Origin of the sequence: Pseudomonas sp. (genome assembly GCF_026224925.1) — a bacterium.
GTDB lineage: Bacteria > Pseudomonadota > Gammaproteobacteria > Pseudomonadales > Pseudomonadaceae > Aquipseudomonas.
Genome location: NZ_JAMFRV010000428.1, coordinates 1 through 16,029, shown reverse-complemented (window position 1 = coordinate 16,029; position 16,029 = coordinate 1). Strand labels below are relative to the sequence as shown.

General features: G+C 55.4%; 14 protein-coding genes. 5 read left to right on the top strand and 9 right to left on the bottom strand.

All coding sequences use genetic code 11. The features are described from left to right. The 5 genes from M0974_RS18505 to argH all read right to left on the bottom strand — a co-directional run. The coding region (locus tag M0974_RS18505) for an MFS transporter (protein WP_297839900.1) at positions 1 to 840 on the bottom strand (840 nt) is incomplete at its 3' end. Positions 841 to 900: 60 nt separating this feature from the next. Next, the gene (locus M0974_RS18500; RefSeq protein ID WP_297839898.1) at positions 901 to 1,734 is read right to left on the bottom strand and encodes an ABC transporter substrate-binding protein; all 834 of its coding nucleotides are present in this window, start codon (positions 1,732 to 1,734) and stop codon (positions 901 to 903) included. A 27-nt stretch (positions 1,735 to 1,761) separates the two neighbouring features. Continuing rightward, complete coding sequence (locus tag M0974_RS18495) at positions 1,762 to 2,526, bottom strand: amino acid ABC transporter ATP-binding protein (protein WP_297839894.1); 765 nt, start codon at positions 2,524 to 2,526, stop codon at positions 1,762 to 1,764. A 21-nt stretch (positions 2,527 to 2,547) separates the two neighbouring features. Further along, positions 2,548 to 3,426: an amino acid ABC transporter permease gene (locus tag M0974_RS18490; protein WP_297839890.1), complete on the bottom strand. Its 879-nt coding sequence runs from the start codon at positions 3,424 to 3,426 to the stop codon at positions 2,548 to 2,550. A gap of 32 nt (positions 3,427 to 3,458) precedes the next feature. Further along, positions 3,459 to 4,886, bottom strand: a complete 1,428-nt coding sequence (gene argH, locus M0974_RS18485) for an argininosuccinate lyase (protein WP_297839888.1) — start codon at positions 4,884 to 4,886, stop codon at positions 3,459 to 3,461. Between the two features lie 215 nt (positions 4,887 to 5,101). Between argH and M0974_RS18480 the strand changes: the two genes are divergently transcribed. Further along, the gene (locus M0974_RS18480; protein ID WP_297839886.1) at positions 5,102 to 6,070 is read left to right on the top strand and encodes a LysR family transcriptional regulator; all 969 of its coding nucleotides are present in this window, start codon (positions 5,102 to 5,104) and stop codon (positions 6,068 to 6,070) included. Between the two features lie 25 nt (positions 6,071 to 6,095). On the opposite strand, the gene M0974_RS18475 is transcribed toward M0974_RS18480, so the two are convergent. Continuing rightward, positions 6,096 to 6,782, bottom strand: coding sequence for an HAD-IA family hydrolase (locus tag M0974_RS18475; RefSeq protein WP_297839883.1), 687 nt, complete (start codon positions 6,780 to 6,782; stop codon positions 6,096 to 6,098). A 115-nt stretch (positions 6,783 to 6,897) separates the two neighbouring features. Here M0974_RS18475 and M0974_RS18470 point away from each other — a divergent pair, with 115 nt between their 5' ends. Continuing rightward, positions 6,898 to 8,391 carry a YdgA family protein gene (locus tag M0974_RS18470; protein WP_297839880.1) on the top strand — a complete coding sequence of 498 codons (1,494 nt, stop codon included), beginning with the start codon at positions 6,898 to 6,900 and terminating at the stop codon, positions 8,389 to 8,391. Between the two features lie 191 nt (positions 8,392 to 8,582). Continuing rightward, positions 8,583 to 9,521 (top strand): LysR family transcriptional regulator, encoded by a 939-nt coding sequence (locus M0974_RS18465; protein ID WP_297839877.1) that lies wholly within the window; start codon positions 8,583 to 8,585, stop codon positions 9,519 to 9,521. Here M0974_RS18465 and M0974_RS18460 read toward each other — a convergent pair. After that, on the bottom strand, positions 9,515 to 10,870 hold the full coding sequence (locus M0974_RS18460; RefSeq protein ID WP_297839874.1) for a PLP-dependent aminotransferase family protein: 1,356 nt from the start codon (positions 10,868 to 10,870) through the stop codon (positions 9,515 to 9,517). The genes M0974_RS18465 and M0974_RS18460 overlap by 7 nt on opposite strands. 87 nt (positions 10,871 to 10,957) lie before the next feature. On the opposite strand from M0974_RS18460, the gene M0974_RS18455 reads away from it, so the two are divergent. Further along, positions 10,958 to 11,920: a threonine dehydratase gene (locus tag M0974_RS18455; RefSeq protein WP_297839871.1), complete on the top strand. Its 963-nt coding sequence runs from the start codon at positions 10,958 to 10,960 to the stop codon at positions 11,918 to 11,920. Positions 11,921 to 12,011: 91 nt separating this feature from the next. Here the strand turns inward: M0974_RS18455 and cysC are convergent, their stop codons facing one another. After that, positions 12,012 to 12,620, bottom strand: coding sequence for an adenylyl-sulfate kinase (cysC, locus tag M0974_RS18450; RefSeq protein ID WP_297839868.1), 609 nt, complete (start codon positions 12,618 to 12,620; stop codon positions 12,012 to 12,014). Beyond that, on the bottom strand, positions 12,613 to 13,308 hold the full coding sequence (locus M0974_RS18445) for a sulfotransferase family 2 domain-containing protein (protein ID WP_297839865.1): 696 nt from the start codon (positions 13,306 to 13,308) through the stop codon (positions 12,613 to 12,615). The genes cysC and M0974_RS18445 overlap by 8 nt, the downstream gene beginning before the upstream one ends. Positions 13,309 to 13,676: 368 nt before the next feature. On the opposite strand from M0974_RS18445, the gene M0974_RS18440 reads away from it, so the two are divergent. After that, the coding region (locus tag M0974_RS18440; protein ID WP_297839863.1) for a PAS domain S-box protein at positions 13,677 to 16,029 on the top strand (2,353 nt) is incomplete at its 3' end.

Sequence of the window (16,029 nt, the reverse complement as noted above, 5' to 3'; positions counted from 1 at the left end):
CGTCCCCAAGCAGATCCAGTAGCGTAATTGCTCGCGCTTGAGGAAACGCCCGATCTGATATTGCATCAAGATCACAGTGGCCGCGTTGCAGGCGAGCACTGCCGACATAATATTCAGCGCCTGGTCTGGCTTGTACATAACCAGCAGATACTGCGACATATATAAGGTGTAGCGCCCGTGGACGATGGTGCTCAGCAGGCTCCCGCAGGTAAACATGATGAGCGTGCGATCACTTCTAAGGGTCGCGAGGGTGTTAAAAAAACTTAATGGCTTGCTGTCATCCGCACGTCGAGTGGGCGCGATACCAATCATCAAGAACACGCTGCTAAACGCAATACCGCTCGCGATCAGAAATGGCGCCAACGGCAGCTGCCCAGCGATCAATACGCCAAGCATAGGCCCAGTCGCGTAACCGATATTGGTCAACGTGTAGCGCAGGGAAAACACCTTGGCGCGCTGCCCGACCGGCAAATTTTCACTGATCATCGCCTTAGAGCCAATCAGAAACAGTGCAGATGCCGCTTCAGTGATCACTAGCGTCAATGTAGTCAGGTAAACGTTGTGCGCAAAGGTCAGAAGTACGAAACCGACCGAGCTGGAGAGCATTGCCAGAATCAGCAATTTGCGCTTTTCCAGGCGGTCGATGACGTAACCGCCATACAACCCAAGCAGCGTGGCGATAAACACCGCAATCCCCAGCAGCAGACCAACGTCCTGTTGGTTCAGCCCCAGTCGTCTGCTCAGAAACAACGTCAGCAAAGGACTGGTGATCGCACGGCTGACGACGATCGTCAGCGAGCAGATCATCAGGCGGCGGATCACGAGCGAGTAAGTTGCCACGGCTTTTCTAATGTCCTTATTGTTCTAGGTCGTCGGCGGATGAGATAGGCCCAACGCGGATCACTGACCCTTATTGACCTCGATCTTTTGCACGGCACCCGATTCCAAATTCCACTTCTTCAAGATCGCCCCGTAACTGCCATCGTCAACCATGCTTTGCAGTGTCGCTGTCACGGCTGTCACCAGCTCAGGATTGGCCTTGTTGATGCCCAGGCCGGTGAATTGTTTGGAGATGGCCGAGCCCAGTGGCTTGTAGGTGTCTTTCTCCTGCGACATCAGGTACGGAATGGTCTCGCTGCCTTGCATGGCGGCGTCCAGACGACCTTGGCGCAGTTGCGCACGGGCATCGGCCGAGCCTTCTGAGCCCAGCACAATTAGCGCAGGCTTGCCATTTGCTTCACAGTTGGCCTTGCTCCACGCGGCAGCTTCAGCAGGCCATGTGGTGCGGCGGCTGGTGCCGACTTTTTTGCCGCAGAGGTCGGTGATGTCTTTGATGTCATCACGTTTGCTCAAGGTGTAGAACTGCGGACCGCTGGTGAAGTAGTCGATAAAGGTCACCGACTTCTGCCGCTCTGCGGTATCAGTCATGCCCGACAACACCAGATCAACACGTTTGGTGACCAAGCCGCTGACCATCTGTTCAAACGCCGTTTCCTGCCACTGGATTTTCACGCCCAAACGCTCGGCCAAGGCGTTGCCCAAGTCGTAATCGATGCCGGTCAGCGTGTTGGTGGCAGGGTCTTTGAAGTCCATCGGTGGATAGTTCGGCATGATCGCTACGACCAGCTCGCCTTTTGCTTTGATTGCTGCTGGCAATTCAACGGGTGTTGCAGCCCAGGCAGAGGTCGAAGCCATCAGCGCGGCAAGTACGGTAGGAATGATGAGGTTCTTCATGAAGTCGTTCTCATTTTGAGTTGTAATTTAGGTTCGAACGGCAGAGATGAAGCTTTGAGTGCGTGGATTTTGTGGGTTTATTAGAATTTCTTCGGGGCTGCCGGCTTCCACAATCTGGCCGGAATCCATGAACACCATGCGATTGGAAACCTCGCGAGCGAAGCCCAATTCATGGGTCACAACAATCATCGTCATGCCGGTGTGAGCGAGGTCGCGCATCACCGACAACACTTCGCCGACCAACTCAGGGTCGAGGGCAGAAGTGGGTTCATCGAACAGCATCAGTTTCGGGCGCATGGCCAGTGCACGGGCAATAGCGACACGTTGCTGCTGTCCGCCGGAAAGCTCGACCGGGTATGAATTGCGCTTGTCGGCCAAGCCCACGCGGGCCAGCAATTCGACCGCCTCTTCAGTGGCTTCTTTGGGCGAGCGCTTGAGCACCTGACACGGCCCTTCGATAATGTTCTGCAAAACTGTCATGTGCGGAAATAGGTTGAAGCGTTGAAACACCATGCCGGTCGCCAAGCGTTGGCGAGCGATTTGCGCTTCTGTCAGCTCATGCAGCTTGTTGCCGACGATGCGGTAACCGACTAATTCGCCATCGACCCACAAGCCGCCCTTGTCGATTTTTTCCAGCTGATTAACGCAACGCAGCAAGGTACTTTTGCCGGAGCCGGAGGGCCCGATAACGCACAGTACTTCACCTTGTTCGACTTCCAGGCTGACATCCTGCAGGGCGTGAAAACTGTCGTAGTACTTGTTCAGGCTGACGGCCTTGACGATGCTTCTCATGTGCAAATCTCCAGGGCAGTCTTACGAGCGCTTGCCGGCGCCGCGTGCAAAACGCAGTTCGAGGCGGCTTTGACCGAAGGAAAGAACGGTAACCACTGCCAAGTACCAAATCCCGGCAACGATCAGTAGTTCCATCACCCGCGCGTTAGCGTAATAAATGGTCTGCGCGTTGTAGAGCAGCTCGGAGTATTGAATGACGCTCGCCAGACTGGTCATCTTCACCATGCTAATGAACTCATTTCCCACTGGCGGAATAATCACGCGCATGGCTTGCGGCAGGATCACCCGGCGCAGCGCTTGCAAGCGCGGCATGCCGATGGACTTGGCGGCTTCATATTGACCGGTGTCCACCGACAACAGGCCCGCGCGAACCACCTCAGCGGTATACGCGCCTTGGTTGATGCTTAAGCCCAGCAGAGCTGCAACGAAAGGCGTCATCAGGCTGACCGTGTCCAGCTGAAACAGCCCAGGGATACTGATCACCGGGAAAATCAGCGCGAGGTTGAACCACAACAGCAACTGCAGAATCAGCGGCGTACCGCGAAACAGCCAGGTGTAGGTGATCGCGACGTAGCGAAGCACCGGGTTCGGTGACATGCGCATGATCGCGGTGATGACACCGAAGAGCACGCCCAGCGCCATCGCCAAAACCGCCATGACGATGGTATTGAACAGGCCGAACATGATGGCTTTCGACGTCAGGAACTGCCCGATGTAAGACCATTCGATCTGGCCCATGGCGAACGCTCGTACCAAGCCGATCAACGCGACCACGATCAGCGTGGCGAAGAAGATCCTGCCGTAATAACGTCGGGGCACATGCTCGTACTGCGTGATATCGAACTGGTTCTCGGTTTTCTTGCGCTCGGCTTGCAAGCGCTCTGCCTGAGTCTGGCTCATGGTGTATCTCCGAATGACGCGTAATCCCTGGGTTAAATACGAAACCCGTTATAGGTTTGCGCCCATTGAGCCTGACCGGCCAAGGCCGTTTTCAAGCGCACGATCTGCAGCCGAACTTGCTCTGGCGCAGTTCCGCCCCACCCACTGCGCGCCGCAATGGCAGCCTCGAGGGTCAGGCATTCACGCACCTCGGGCGTCAGGCGCACATCAACTTGCGCAAGCATCGCCGGTGTCGCTTCCCACAGTTCAATCTCGTGTGTCTCACAGACCTGCACCAACGCACCGGTAATTTCGTGCGCCTCTTTAAACGGTACGCCGCGCACAGCCAACCAATCGGCGACTTCGGTCGCTAGGGTAAAGCCGAGCGGCGCCTGACGACGCAACTCTTCAACGCGAACCTTCATGGTTGCGGCCATACCGGCCATGGCAGGCAAGACCAGCAGCAAGGTGTCAACGGTGTCGAGCACGCTGTTTTTGTCTTCACTCAAATCGCGGTTGTAAGACAGTGGTAGCGATTTAAGGGTTGAGAGCAGCCCGGTGAGGTTGCCGATCAACCGACCGGCTTTACCCCGAGCCAATTCGGCGATATCAGGGTTTTTCTTCTGCGGCATGATCGAGCTGCCCGTGGCATACGCGTCATCAAGTTCTACCCAGCGAAACTGGCGCGACGACCACAAGCAGAACTCTTCTGCCAAGCGCGAAATGTTGACTCCCAGCATGCTGGAAACAAACAGAAACTCTGCAACGTGGTCGCGACTCGCGACCGCATCAATGGAGTTTTCGCACGGCCCGGTGTAGCCCATTTCCTTGGCGGAAAGTTCTGGATGATGCGCAATAGCCGAACCGGCCATGGCCGCCGCGCCTAATGGCGAATACGCGGTACGCACGTCCCAGTCCACCAACCGCTGCACGTCGCGGAGGAAAGATTGTGCGTGAGCGAGCAAATGGTGAGCGAAGACAATCGGCTGCGCCTGTTGCAGGTGGGTAAAGCCGGGGCAGATAGATTCGATATGCTGTTCGGCTTGCTCCACCAGCGCGTCTTGCAGAGCCAGCACCTCAACCGCGATGGTGCGTGCGTGATCGCGCAGGAACAGGCGCAGGTCGTTGGCGGTTTGGTCGTTACGCGAGCGACCGGCGCGCAGCTTGCCACCCAACGAGCCCAAGCGCTCAGTCAGCATGCGCTCGATGAACGTATGGACGTCTTCATCATCGGGTGTCGGATGGATTCGACCTTCACGGAAGTCATCGCCGATACGGTCCAGTGCTTCGACGGTTTGCAGTGTTTCGTATTCGTCGAGCAAACCAGCCCGTTGTAGTTCGCGGGCATGGGCGCGGGAGCCAGCCAAATCGTAAGGTGTCAGTCGAAAATAACGCTCAGGGCAACGTGAAAGCGCCGCCAGGGCTTCGGATGGGCCGCTCTTGAAGCGTGCGCCCCATAGGCGATCGGTTGCTTGAGTCATTACTTTTTTTCCTTCTTCGAAAGCACGGAATTTATTCTGAAGTCCTGATCGAACTGTCAGGAATTTAGTTGCTTGAAATCAGCAGTTTGGCGTCAATCGGACGGGGAAATTCTAGGTTGCCAATCGCGGTTATATGGGGTCATTATTACGCGTCGGCTATATATATCTTGTTGCGCGCAGCCTGTTGAATAGTGTGAGTGAGGTCAATAAGTATTATGGAAACCCCACTTTCCACTTCTGGAAACTTGCCGCCAAAACCGGGTAGCCGTGCGCCGTTGACCCTCAGTGGTCTGGACTTCAAGCTGCTTCGGGTATTCAAGGCGGTGGTTGAAGCGGGAGGATTCAGTGCAGCACAAAACGAGCTGAATGTGGGCCTTGCAGCCATCAGCAAACAAATCTCTGACCTAGAAATTCGTATCGGTATGCGCCTGTGTACCCGTGGTCGCGAGGGCTTTTGCCTGACTGAAGAAGGCAAACAGGTGTACCGGGCGTCGATTGATCTGTTCGCGTCCGTGGACAGTTTTCGCGACAAACTCAACTCTGCGCAAAACGAACTGATCGGCGATTTAACGATTGGTGTTATCGATAATACGGTCACCGATATTAATTCGCCGTTAGTTAAAGCCCTGCGTACATTAAATGATGAAGCGCCCAAAGTAAGGTTGCGCCTGCACGCCGCTCAACTCGATGAAATCGAGCGAGGCATTGTGGAAGGCCGGTTAATTATGGGCGTCGTACCGGTTTATCAAAAGCGTGAAGAGTTCGACTACTTCGCATTATATGACGAGCTTTCGGAAGCCTATTGCGCTGTCGGCCACGAATTGTTTTTGGCGAATGAGAGTGATCTCAGCGCAGATGTGCTGCGCGGTCAGCAAGTAGTCAATCATCGGTATGCGGTCCACGGCGCCAAGTCTGACTTCGTCGATTACGACAGCTTCAGCGCATCGGCGTCCCAGGTTGAGGCCGTGGCCATGCTGATTCTCACCGGGCGCTTTGTTGGCTTCCTCCCGCAGCATTACGCCGCTGCCCAGGTACGCGAAGGCACGCTACGCGCGTTGCGTCCGGATGTGATCAACATCGTGACGCCGTTCAATCTGATCCTGCGTCACAACGCCCCGCGAAGCCCGTTGGTAAAGGCGTTCGCCGAGGCGTTGGGTGTCGATCTGAAGGCCAATCTCTTGTAGGGGGGCTCATCAATTTGAGAGCACCTTAGAGCCCAGGCAACCCCCACGCTTCCAACGCAAACTCCTCCAGCGAGGTCAAACACAGATCGGCATGCTCGTACTGTTCGATCGGCATGTGTGAGTCTGGCACCGCTACCGCGAACATCCCCGCAGCTTTGGCCGCAGTCACGCCAAACGGCGAGTCTTCGAACACTAGGCAATCCTTTGGATCAACGCCCAGTCGGCGGGCAGCCACCAAAAAGATGTCGGGCGCAGGTTTGGCCGCACCAACCTCCGGGTCATCGGCAGTAACGACGGTTTTGAACAGCTCAAACCAGGCGCGGTGCAGCGTGGTTTTGGCGTTAAAGTAGTGAATCGAAGAACTAGTGCCCACCGCAATTGGGATATTGTTCGCGGCCAAGTGGCGCACTAACGCCTCGGCGCCGGGCATTGCCACGGAGCGCGGAAAGCGTTCGTCCAGCAAGGGTTCTCGGATTGTCAAAAACTCGTCGATAGACAGCGGCAACTCCAGCGCACCAATCACATAGCCCGCGAAATCCCGGGCTCCGCGACCAATCGTGTTTTGTTTGATCGCCCAGTCGAAGGTGCGGCCGTAACGGCTTGTAATCATATTAGTGACTTCGGTGTAGATCCCCTCGGTATCCAACAACAAGCCATCCATATCGAAAATAACGGCCTTGATGGGGCCGAATTCTTTGAACTGCTGAGTCATTTCATCTGATCCCGTTTTCAAATCCGAACATCAGCCTACCGTCAGAGGGAAGACCGTGGCTAGCTGCGGATGATAATCTGGCGCGCTTATGGATAGCCAAGCGGGTAGGCGAGAGATGAAAACATCAGTAAAGGTTGCAGTGGGCGTCGTTATAGCAGTCGCTGCATTGAGTTCTGCCGGCGCGTGGTACACCGGCACTCAGCTCGAAGGCGTTTTGCACACCGCAATCGACGATGCCAATCGTCAGATCAAATCGTCTCTAAACGGTTTTGACGGCAGCATCACGCTGGAACTGGTGTCCCTCGATCGCCACGTGTTCAACAGCACTGCGCATTATCGGGTCACTATCAAAAGCGCAAAGCTGGGCAAGGGTAACGAGAACCTTGAGCTGCTGTTTGTCGATAACGTCGAACACGGCCCGTTGCCATGGTCCCGCTTGAAGACCTTGAACCTGGTACCGGTCATGGCCGCCAGCAACTATCAAATCGAGAAAAACGCAGTTACCGAAAAATGGTTTGCGATGACCAACGGTGCGGCACCGCTCAAGGGGCACACCAATATCGGTTACGACCGCTCTACCAACGGCACGCTTGAGTTGTTGCCGCTAAACATTGAATCAGCGAATGGCGCGTTCAAGTTCTCTGGGGTCAATCTTGGAGTACAAGCCAGTGCCAACGCCGAAAAAATCAGGGTGGTGGGTGCGCTCGAAGACCTACAGGCCAAAGTACCTTCTGAGCAGGGGTTGATCAGTTTCGCCGTGCATAACCTGAGTTTTAACACCGGCGGCACTAAAGGTGCTTCAGGGTTTTACTTGGGCCACAGCGACTTTAAAATCGCCAAATCAGACTTCCAGGTTGCCGATAAACCACCGGTCTCGCTCAAGGACTTCGTCAACACCAGCCTGGTTCAGGAAGAGGGCGGTAATCTTTCGGCGCAGGTGTCCTATGACATCGACATGATCAACTACGGCGGCAAAGACATTGGTGCTGCGCAAATGCTGTGGAAACTCAGCAATTTCGACGTTGCGTCTACCCAGTCGCTGTACACCATTTACCAGCAGAAAGTTCAGCCGCAACAACAAGCTGCTGCCTTGGCCGGACAACCGTTGAAGTTGCAATTGAGCGACGCCGACCAGGCCCAGATCAACGCCGGTTTAGCAAAAATGTTGGCCGCCAAACCGCACATCGAACTGGAAAAGCTCTCGCTCAAAACAGCTAACGGTGAAAGCCATTTCAGCGTCGCTATGGACCTGAACAACCCTGGCGCACTTGATCAGCCTCTTCCGGACGTGGTCAACAAAATGCTCACCCAGCTCGATGCCAAGCTGTTGGTGTCCAAACCGATGGTCAAGGATCTTGCTACTCAGGTAGCCAGCGTTGAAGGTCAGACCGATCCTAAAGTCATCGAGCAGCAAGCCCAAGGCGCCAGTGAAACCGTTGGCGCCTTGGCTGTCATTTCACAGCTGGCTACGGTCGAAGGTGACAACGTCGTCTCCAACTTGCACTACGCCAACGGCATTGCAGACTTCAACGGCCAGAAAATGACCGGCATACAGTTCGTCAGCTTGGTCGCGGGCAAGTTCTCCGAGATGACTGGCGCGGGGCAGTAATTATTGCCTGTAGGAGACAACTTGTTGGCGAGGCGGCGTAACTGAAACGACGCACGCGACTTCTCGCCAACAAGTTGGCTCCTACAGTTGGTTCGCGTCGTGGTTTTTTTCACACGGCTAAGCCTTAGGTATCAGTGTGAAATCCTGTCGCATCAGGTAACATTTTCCTGCGTTCGACTGATGGAATACCGATGGACACCTTTCAAAATATGCGCGCTTTCAGCCTGGTTGCACAGACAGGCAGTTTTACTGCAGCCGCTGAGCTCATGGATAAAACAACGGCCAATGTCTCCAAGGCCGTTTCCCAGTTGGAGGCTCACCTTCATACCCGCCTATTAAACCGAACCACGCGGCGCATTGCGCTGACGGAAGCCGGCAAGCGCTATTTAGCGCGGTGTGAGCGCATTCTCGAAGACATACTGGAAGCAGAAACCGAAGCGGGCGTCGCCCAGGCCAAACCTGCCGGTAATTTGAAAGTGCATGCGATGTCGGGTATTGGGACTCACTACGTGATCGCCGCCATCGCGCGTTATCGTGAAACTCATCCCGAAGTGACGTTCGATCTGACGCTCTCTAACAAACTCCCCGATTTGCTGGAGGAGGGCTACGACGTGTCAATTCTAATCGCCAGCGAGCTTCCCGATTCCGGATTCATCTCGCAGCGGCTTGGCATCACCTACAACATCCTGTGCGCCTCTCCCGGTTACATCAAAAAGCACGGTCAGCCAACCACGCCAGCTGAGTTACCGGACCATGATTGCTTGCGCATCGTCAACGCGGCAATTCCTCAAGAGAAGCTCATTTTCGATGGCCCGAACGGCGAGGAAATCGTGATCGTTACACGATTCCCCTTTCACGTGAATACCGCCGACGCCATGACGGTGGCCATCCAAAGCGGCATGGGCATTGGTGTTCAACCGATCTCTTCGGCTATTGAAGGCTTACGCAACGGCACACTGGTCAGGATCCTGCCGCGTCATCGATTGCAGGAGATCAACCTCTACGCGGTCTACCCGTCGCGGCAGTTTCTGGATGCGAAAATCAAGACCTGGGTTGAGTATTTACGTGAATCCGTACCGGTGTTTTTGGCCGCGCACGAAGGCGATTTGAAAACCCACACCGTTTATTGAGTAGGCGTTTTTGCAATAATCCCGGCTACCCGTTCCAGCGCAATCTTCAGCTGTGTTCTGTCGCGGGCAGCGCACAAACTGATGCGGATGGCGTGGACGTCACTCTGTCTGACCGCGAATACCTCGGCGGGTACCACATCAACCTGCTCTGCTCGGCACGCATGAGCCAGCGCCATGGACGATATGTCGCTAGTGATCCAAACGTGGGGCGAGGGGCTGTCTGATTGGTACAGCGCTGCCCCGAGGATCTTTTTCGCTAAACGCCAACGTTGAGTGGTTTCTTCTGTCTGCCAGGTCAAACGACGCTGCGCGGTGCCGTCACTTATCCACTGGCTGGCAATGGTCAGACAAAGCGGTGAAATACCCCAATGTGTGGCTTGGGCGTGAGGGTCGATCAGTTCAAGTACCGAAGGGTCGCCAGCGATCCAGCCAACGCGCAAACCGGGTGCAACGGTTTTTGACAGGCTGGTGACCAACAGGCCGTGCTTGCTCAACAGTCGAGTCAGCGGCGGCGTGGACGTCAGCGCGCCATACACATCGTCTTCAATAATCAACAGGTCGTGCTGACGAGCGATCTCAGCAATTTCCAGTTGGCGTTGGGGCGACATGATGGTCGAGGTCGGGTTTTGCAGAACCGGCGTCAGCACTACCACTTTCGCCCCCGTGGCACGTGCCATGCGGTCGAATTCGTCGGGGATGATGCCGTGGCGATCCAACGCAATACCATGCAGCGGTAAACGCAATTGCCGACCGGCTGCCTTGATCCCGGGCGCCGTAAAGGCTTCTACCAAAACCGGGTCCCCGGGCTGACATAGCGACAGCAACGCCATGAACAACCCATGCTGGGCACCGTTGCAAAGCATGACGTTTTCCGGCGGTAGGTTCAGGCCTCTAGCGTTCAACCACGCCGCGCCTTGAGCCCGGCCGAATGCCAAATCGTCTGCGCTGAGGTAGTTTTGTAAGCGCTGCGCGTGTCCGCCGCTCATGAGAGTGGAAAGAGCCGCCATTTCGTCCTGACTGTTCTCGTTAGTGACGGGCACGTTGGTGGACAGATCAATCACGGACGAGCGTTCGCTAGGCTGCTTGAGGCGAAACAGCGTCGCCTCTTTACTCCCGGCCAATACGTAAGTGCCTCTTCCTACTTCACCCGACACCAAATGCCGACGCGCCGCCTCGCGATAGGCCTGCATCGTGGTACTTGGATTCAGCCCCAAATTCCACGCCAGACGCCGCTGCGGTGGCAATCTTTCGCCGACTTTCAGCTCGCCACTTTCTATGGCTTGGGTAATGGCCTCAACCAAAGCCAGGTATTTTGGCTGGCCAGAATCAACGAGGGTCGGCGTCCACATTTATTGTTGCTCATGCAATATAAGGTTTAACCCATACAATGCTCTGAGCCTAAGATCAGGTCAAACCCACCAACCTCACGGTGCTTTATGTTTGACCTGAACTCGTTGCGCCAAGCCGCACAGACCATTCGCCCACTGATTCCAGCGACCGCGCAATACGCGTGGCCGCGCTTGGCCGAGCGTTTGGGCTGCGAGGTGTGGGTCAAACACGAAAACCATGCACCGACCGGCGCTTTCAAAGTGCGGGGCGGCATGCTCTACGTTCAGGGCCTGCTCAAACGCAAGCCGGGTGTGGCAGGGCTGGTAACCGCGACTCGCGGCAATCATGGGCAAAGTCTGGCGACGGCAGCCCGAAACGCCGGTTTGCCCATCATCATTGTCGTGCCGCTCGGTAACTCCCAAGAAAAAAACGCCGCGATGCGAGCCATGGGCGCGCAGTTGATTGAATACGGCCAGGACTTCGACGAAGCCCGCACCGAAGCCGCACGTCAAGCTGAGCAGCATGGTTATGAAAGCGTTCCTGCGTTTCACCCTGACTTGATCTTGGGCGTCGCGACCTACGCCTTGGAATTGCTGGAAGCGGTGTCCGATTTGAAGACTGTGTATGTGCCCATCGGGATGGGTTCAGGCATTTGCGGTCTGATTCAAACCCGGGATCTATTGGGCTTGAAAACCGAGATCGTTGGTGTCGTTTCTGAACACGCCGACGCTATCGCCCAAAGCGTCGAGCAAGGCAAAATCATCACCACTGAAACCGCCAACACCTTTGCCGACGGTATGGCGTGCCGTATGCCCCTGCCAGAAGCGTTCGAAATCATCCGCAACGGTGCAGCACGAATCGTACGGGTCAGCGAACATGACATCGCCAGCGCCATCCGCATCTTCCACGAAGACACCCACAATACGGCCGAAGGCGCTGGGGCTGCGGGGTTGGCGGCATTGGTGAAAGAGCAGGATAGGCAAAAAGGGCAGAAAGTCGCCGTGATCTTGAGCGGGGCGAACATTGACCGTGCGGTTTTTGGTCGGGTATTAACAGGGGAAGGCTTTTGATTTTTGTGGGAGATTGGGCCCCGTCTTCGACGCCGCGCTGTCGCGCAGCAAACACAAGATTCGGTGGGAGCGAGCTTGCTCGCGAAGGGAATCACGCGGTGTAGGCCTGATCTTCACCTAGCCGCCATACCAAACCGTTAATAAACGCTTCGCAGTCGCTCGAACTGGTATCAATCACATACTCCGGCTTCAACGGCACCTCGTAAGGGCTGTCGATCCCGGTAAAGTTTGTGATTCGTCCTTCTTTCACCGCGCGATACAGACCTTTTGCATCGCGCCGGACGCATTCCGCCAGCGGCGTGCTGACGTGAACTTCAATGAACTCATCGTCGGCGAAGCCCTGTCGGCCGGCGTCACGATCTGCACGAAACGGCGAGATGGCCGACACGATAACGATCAAGCCCGCATCGACCATTAGTTTCGCGACTTCGGCGATTCGCCTTACGTTCTCGTGGCGGTCACTGTCGGTCATGCCCAAATCCCGGCAAAGACCTTGGCGTAAGCAATCGCCATCCAGCAAGTAGCTGTGCATGCCCTGTGCTTGTAGGGCTTGGTCCAGCTGATTGCCCAAGGTCGATTTGCCGGCCCCTGACAAACCGGTAAACCAAACGCAGCAGGCGCGTTGTTGCTTCATGGCCGCGCGCGATGCCTGATCAACAGCCAGCGTCGGCGCAATGATGAGGGGGCGTGCGTTAGTCATAGGCAAAGAGTTCGTAATCACGGGCATAGACCTCGCGTACTTTGCGCCGGGTTGCGGCGGAACAGATGTTACGGTTCTCGTCACCCTGCCGCGGGGTACGGTTGATGTGCTGGAGTTCGGCTTTGACATTGAGGTGTCTGCACAGCGTCAGGAAATCGGAAATAAGGCTTTCTTGCCGCCCAATGAAATCGACATCTATTGAACCCATCGAGTTTTCCAGAAAGCGATGTTGTGGCACGAAGTGTATCTGCTTTGTAATATTTTCCGGGTGCAACCAGTTATCGATAAACGCATCGAAACTTGAGTATTTGTTAACTAACTCGCACGCCGCTCTATCTCGCCGCTGGGTGTTCTGCAATAAGTAGTTATAGGCCGACCATGCGCGTTGTAATGGATCGCGTACAAAGCCAAACTTAAAATAGTGTGCGTAGCGGTCGGAGAATTCTTTCTCATACCAATACAGCGGTAGATGGCCGGTGGGCGTGTCGCCAAAAAGCGACATGGCAACGCTGCTGCCTGCGCATTTCGGGACATGTATGAAAACGCACTCGAGCTCGTCGAAGACCTGCGGAAAGCGGACTCTTCCCGACAGCGCCTTATCCACGACCTGCCGATCAACCACCGAAAGTCGCTCGAGCAACATTTCTCGCTGCACCTTTGGAATCAACTTCCAAAACAAGCGGGTCATAGGGGCGGCCTGTAATATTTGATAATTAGTACGTTAGGGTACAGCTAAGAATGGTCGTCCCAACAGAATTTGCATACTCTTTACATTGAGGTTCCGTTGGTTGGTTTTTGTGAAATTTATGTTAAATGGTTTGTAAGATTATTGTAAGCATGACGAAGCTTAGACGATTCTTGTGAGTGGTAGATTTCATCGTTGTTTACGGCGAGGTTGAGCCAGGTATTTGAGGGGTCCTTCAATACTGTCCGAACGTGTTCGCCGGTAGCCGGCCACCACCAGGCGCGTTGCCTCTCAAAGGACAAGTTGCTGCACTACTACGTTTAATACAGACTGCCCTATCAATGGCCGATTGACCTCTCGGGAACGCAAACGTGGCATACCGGTTTTCGCTCACCTCCCGAATTACGCTATTCATTTTCATCATGTGCGCGATTCTCCTGGGCTCCGACACTTGGCGCAGTTTTACCGCTCGCACGGTTCAACTGAGCGAGATGACGACCGCCACCGAAAATCTGGCGCGCGCGATGTCTCAACACGCCGACGACACGCTCAAGGAAGCCGACATTGTACTGAGCGGGATTGTCGAGCGCGTCGAACACGATGGCACCGCCCCGGCCTCATTGGAACGGTTGCACCGGGCTTTCAGCGAACGGCTCAACGAGCTCGCGCAACTCGATGGCCTCTATTTGTTCGACAGCAACGGCATATTAATCACCCGAGCACTACCTGGGTCTTTGCGCAGCTATAACAACTCTGATCGTGAGTATTTCATCTTTCATCGAGATCACGCTGACCGAGGCCTGCATATATCACCGCCGCTGCGCAGTCGGTCGACTGGGAGGTGGGTTATTCCGGTGTCGCGGCGCATTGACAATCCAGACGGCAGCTTTGCCGGTGTCGCTTCCGCCACTATCGATATTGACTTTTTCCTGCAGTTTTATAATGGCCTTGGCATCGGGCAAGAAGGGGCCGTTGTGCTGGCTTATGACTCAGGCATCATGGCGGGGCGGCGTCCATTCGAAGAACGATTCGTCGGCGCAGACATTTTAAACACCAGGCTGTTTCATGAGCACACCTTGCAGGGAGCGTCCGGTTCATTTTCCACTGTATCGGCTCAGGACGGCGTGCTTCGTCTTAATAGTTTCCGAAGTCTGCATGACTATCCGCTGTTCGTCGCGGCAGCGCTCTCGCGGGATGAAAACCTGGCCGCCTGGTGGTCGGATACGCTGTGGCATGCCGCGGGGGTTGGTTTGCTGGTGTGCGTGCTGGTGTTTTTCGGTCTGCGCCTGACTCGCCAGATCGCCCTGCAAAGCAAAACAGAAAAAGAGCTTGCCGCGAGCCTGGAAACCACGCGGGCGATCCTGGAGACAGCGGCCAACCCCATTATTACGGTCGATGGCAGAGGCAAGGTACGATCGCTCAACCGTGCAGGCCAACGGGAGTTCGGCTACGACACGCAAGAGATACTCGGGCGCAATGTCAGGACGCTTGTGCCAGACATTCACATCGACGCGTACAACGATTACACCGCACAGTTTTCGCAGGAGGGTTTCACTGAAATCGGTAGTAGCGTGGAGTTGACTGGCTTGCGCAAGAATGGGTCGACTTTTGCGGTCCACGTCTCCACCAGCTCAATGAAGGGCAGCGGTGAACGTTGCTTTGTCAGCGTCATGACCGATATCACCGAACAGAAGAAACACCGTAGCGATCTTGCCGCTACGCGTGACCACCTCCTGTTGGCCGCCGATATCGCCGAGCTCGGCATTTGGTCGTGGAACCTTTGCGATGGGACGTTGCATTGGAATGATCGTATGTTCGAGATCTATGGGTACTCACAGGCGTTGTTCGACAATGACCTGAACTTCGAGCACTGGCGCTCACGGTTGCATTCGGATGACCAGGATATCGTCATGACTGCGCTCGACGCCGTGATAGCTGATCGCGAAAAGCGTCTGCCATCGTTCCGCGTCGTACTTCCCGACGGGCGAATACGTCAAATAGAAACACGAGTTCGGGTCGAACGTGATGCAAGCGGTACACCGGTCCTCATGACAGGTATCAATCATGACGTGACAGCCCAGCATGAGATGGAAGTGAGCCTGCGCCATGCCAAGGAGCAAGCCGACGCGGCGAATGCTGCCAAGTCATCCTTTCTTGCGAACATGAGCCATGAAATCCGAACCCCCATGAACGCGGTGCTGGGAATGCTGCATCTGGTACAGTTCACACCGCTTAATGTGCGGCAGCGTGATTACGTGAGCAAGGCCCAGACGGCCGCCCAATCGTTGCTGGGTCTGCTCAATGACATTCTCGACTATTCAAAGATCGAGGTTGGCAAGCTACAGCTGGATCTGCATCCCTTCGACTTTGAACCGTTGATGCAAGACCTTGGTGTCGTACTGGCCGGCAATCAGGGCCAGAAGGATATCGAAGTGTTGTTTGATCTGGACCCAGCCCTCCCCAGTGGTCTGATTGGCGACCGGCTGCGATTGCAGCAGGTATTAATCAATCTCGCCGGCAACGCCCTTAAATTCACCTTGAAAGGGCAAGTCATCGTCAGTCTTGAGCTCTTGGAACGTACGGATTCCAAGGTCCTCATACGGATTGCCGTGACGGACAGTGGCATCGGGATCAGCCTCGAGCAAGTAGCGCACATCTTTGAAGGCTTTAATCAGGCCGAAGCCTCGACCTCACGTCGCTTCGGCGGCTCGGGCCTGGGGCTGG

Bases quoted from the DNA above. Each gene is read 5' to 3' on its own strand.
- M0974_RS18500 (WP_297839898.1), bottom strand. From the start codon at position 1,734: ATGAAGAACCTCATCATTCCTACCGTACTTGCCGCGCTGATGGCTTCG.
- M0974_RS18460 (WP_297839874.1), bottom strand. From the start codon at position 10,870: ATGTGGACGCCGACCCTCGTTGATTCTGGCCAGCCAAAATACCTGGCT.
- M0974_RS18465 (WP_297839877.1), top strand. From the start codon at position 8,583: ATGGACACCTTTCAAAATATGCGCGCTTTCAGCCTGGTTGCACAGACA.
- M0974_RS18490 (WP_297839890.1), bottom strand. From the start codon at position 3,426: ATGAGCCAGACTCAGGCAGAGCGCTTGCAAGCCGAGCGCAAGAAAACC.
- M0974_RS18475 (WP_297839883.1), bottom strand. From the start codon at position 6,782: ATGACTCAGCAGTTCAAAGAATTCGGCCCCATCAAGGCCGTTATTTTC.
- cysC (WP_297839868.1), bottom strand. From the start codon at position 12,620: ATGACTAACGCACGCCCCCTCATCATTGCGCCGACGCTGGCTGTTGAT.
- M0974_RS18480 (WP_297839886.1), top strand. From the start codon at position 5,102: ATGGAAACCCCACTTTCCACTTCTGGAAACTTGCCGCCAAAACCGGGT.
- M0974_RS18445 (WP_297839865.1), bottom strand. From the start codon at position 13,308: ATGACCCGCTTGTTTTGGAAGTTGATTCCAAAGGTGCAGCGAGAAATG.
- M0974_RS18470 (WP_297839880.1), top strand. From the start codon at position 6,898: ATGAAAACATCAGTAAAGGTTGCAGTGGGCGTCGTTATAGCAGTCGCT.
- M0974_RS18495 (WP_297839894.1), bottom strand. From the start codon at position 2,526: ATGAGAAGCATCGTCAAGGCCGTCAGCCTGAACAAGTACTACGACAGT.
- argH (WP_297839888.1), bottom strand. From the start codon at position 4,886: ATGACTCAAGCAACCGATCGCCTATGGGGCGCACGCTTCAAGAGCGGC.
- M0974_RS18455 (WP_297839871.1), top strand. From the start codon at position 10,958: ATGTTTGACCTGAACTCGTTGCGCCAAGCCGCACAGACCATTCGCCCA.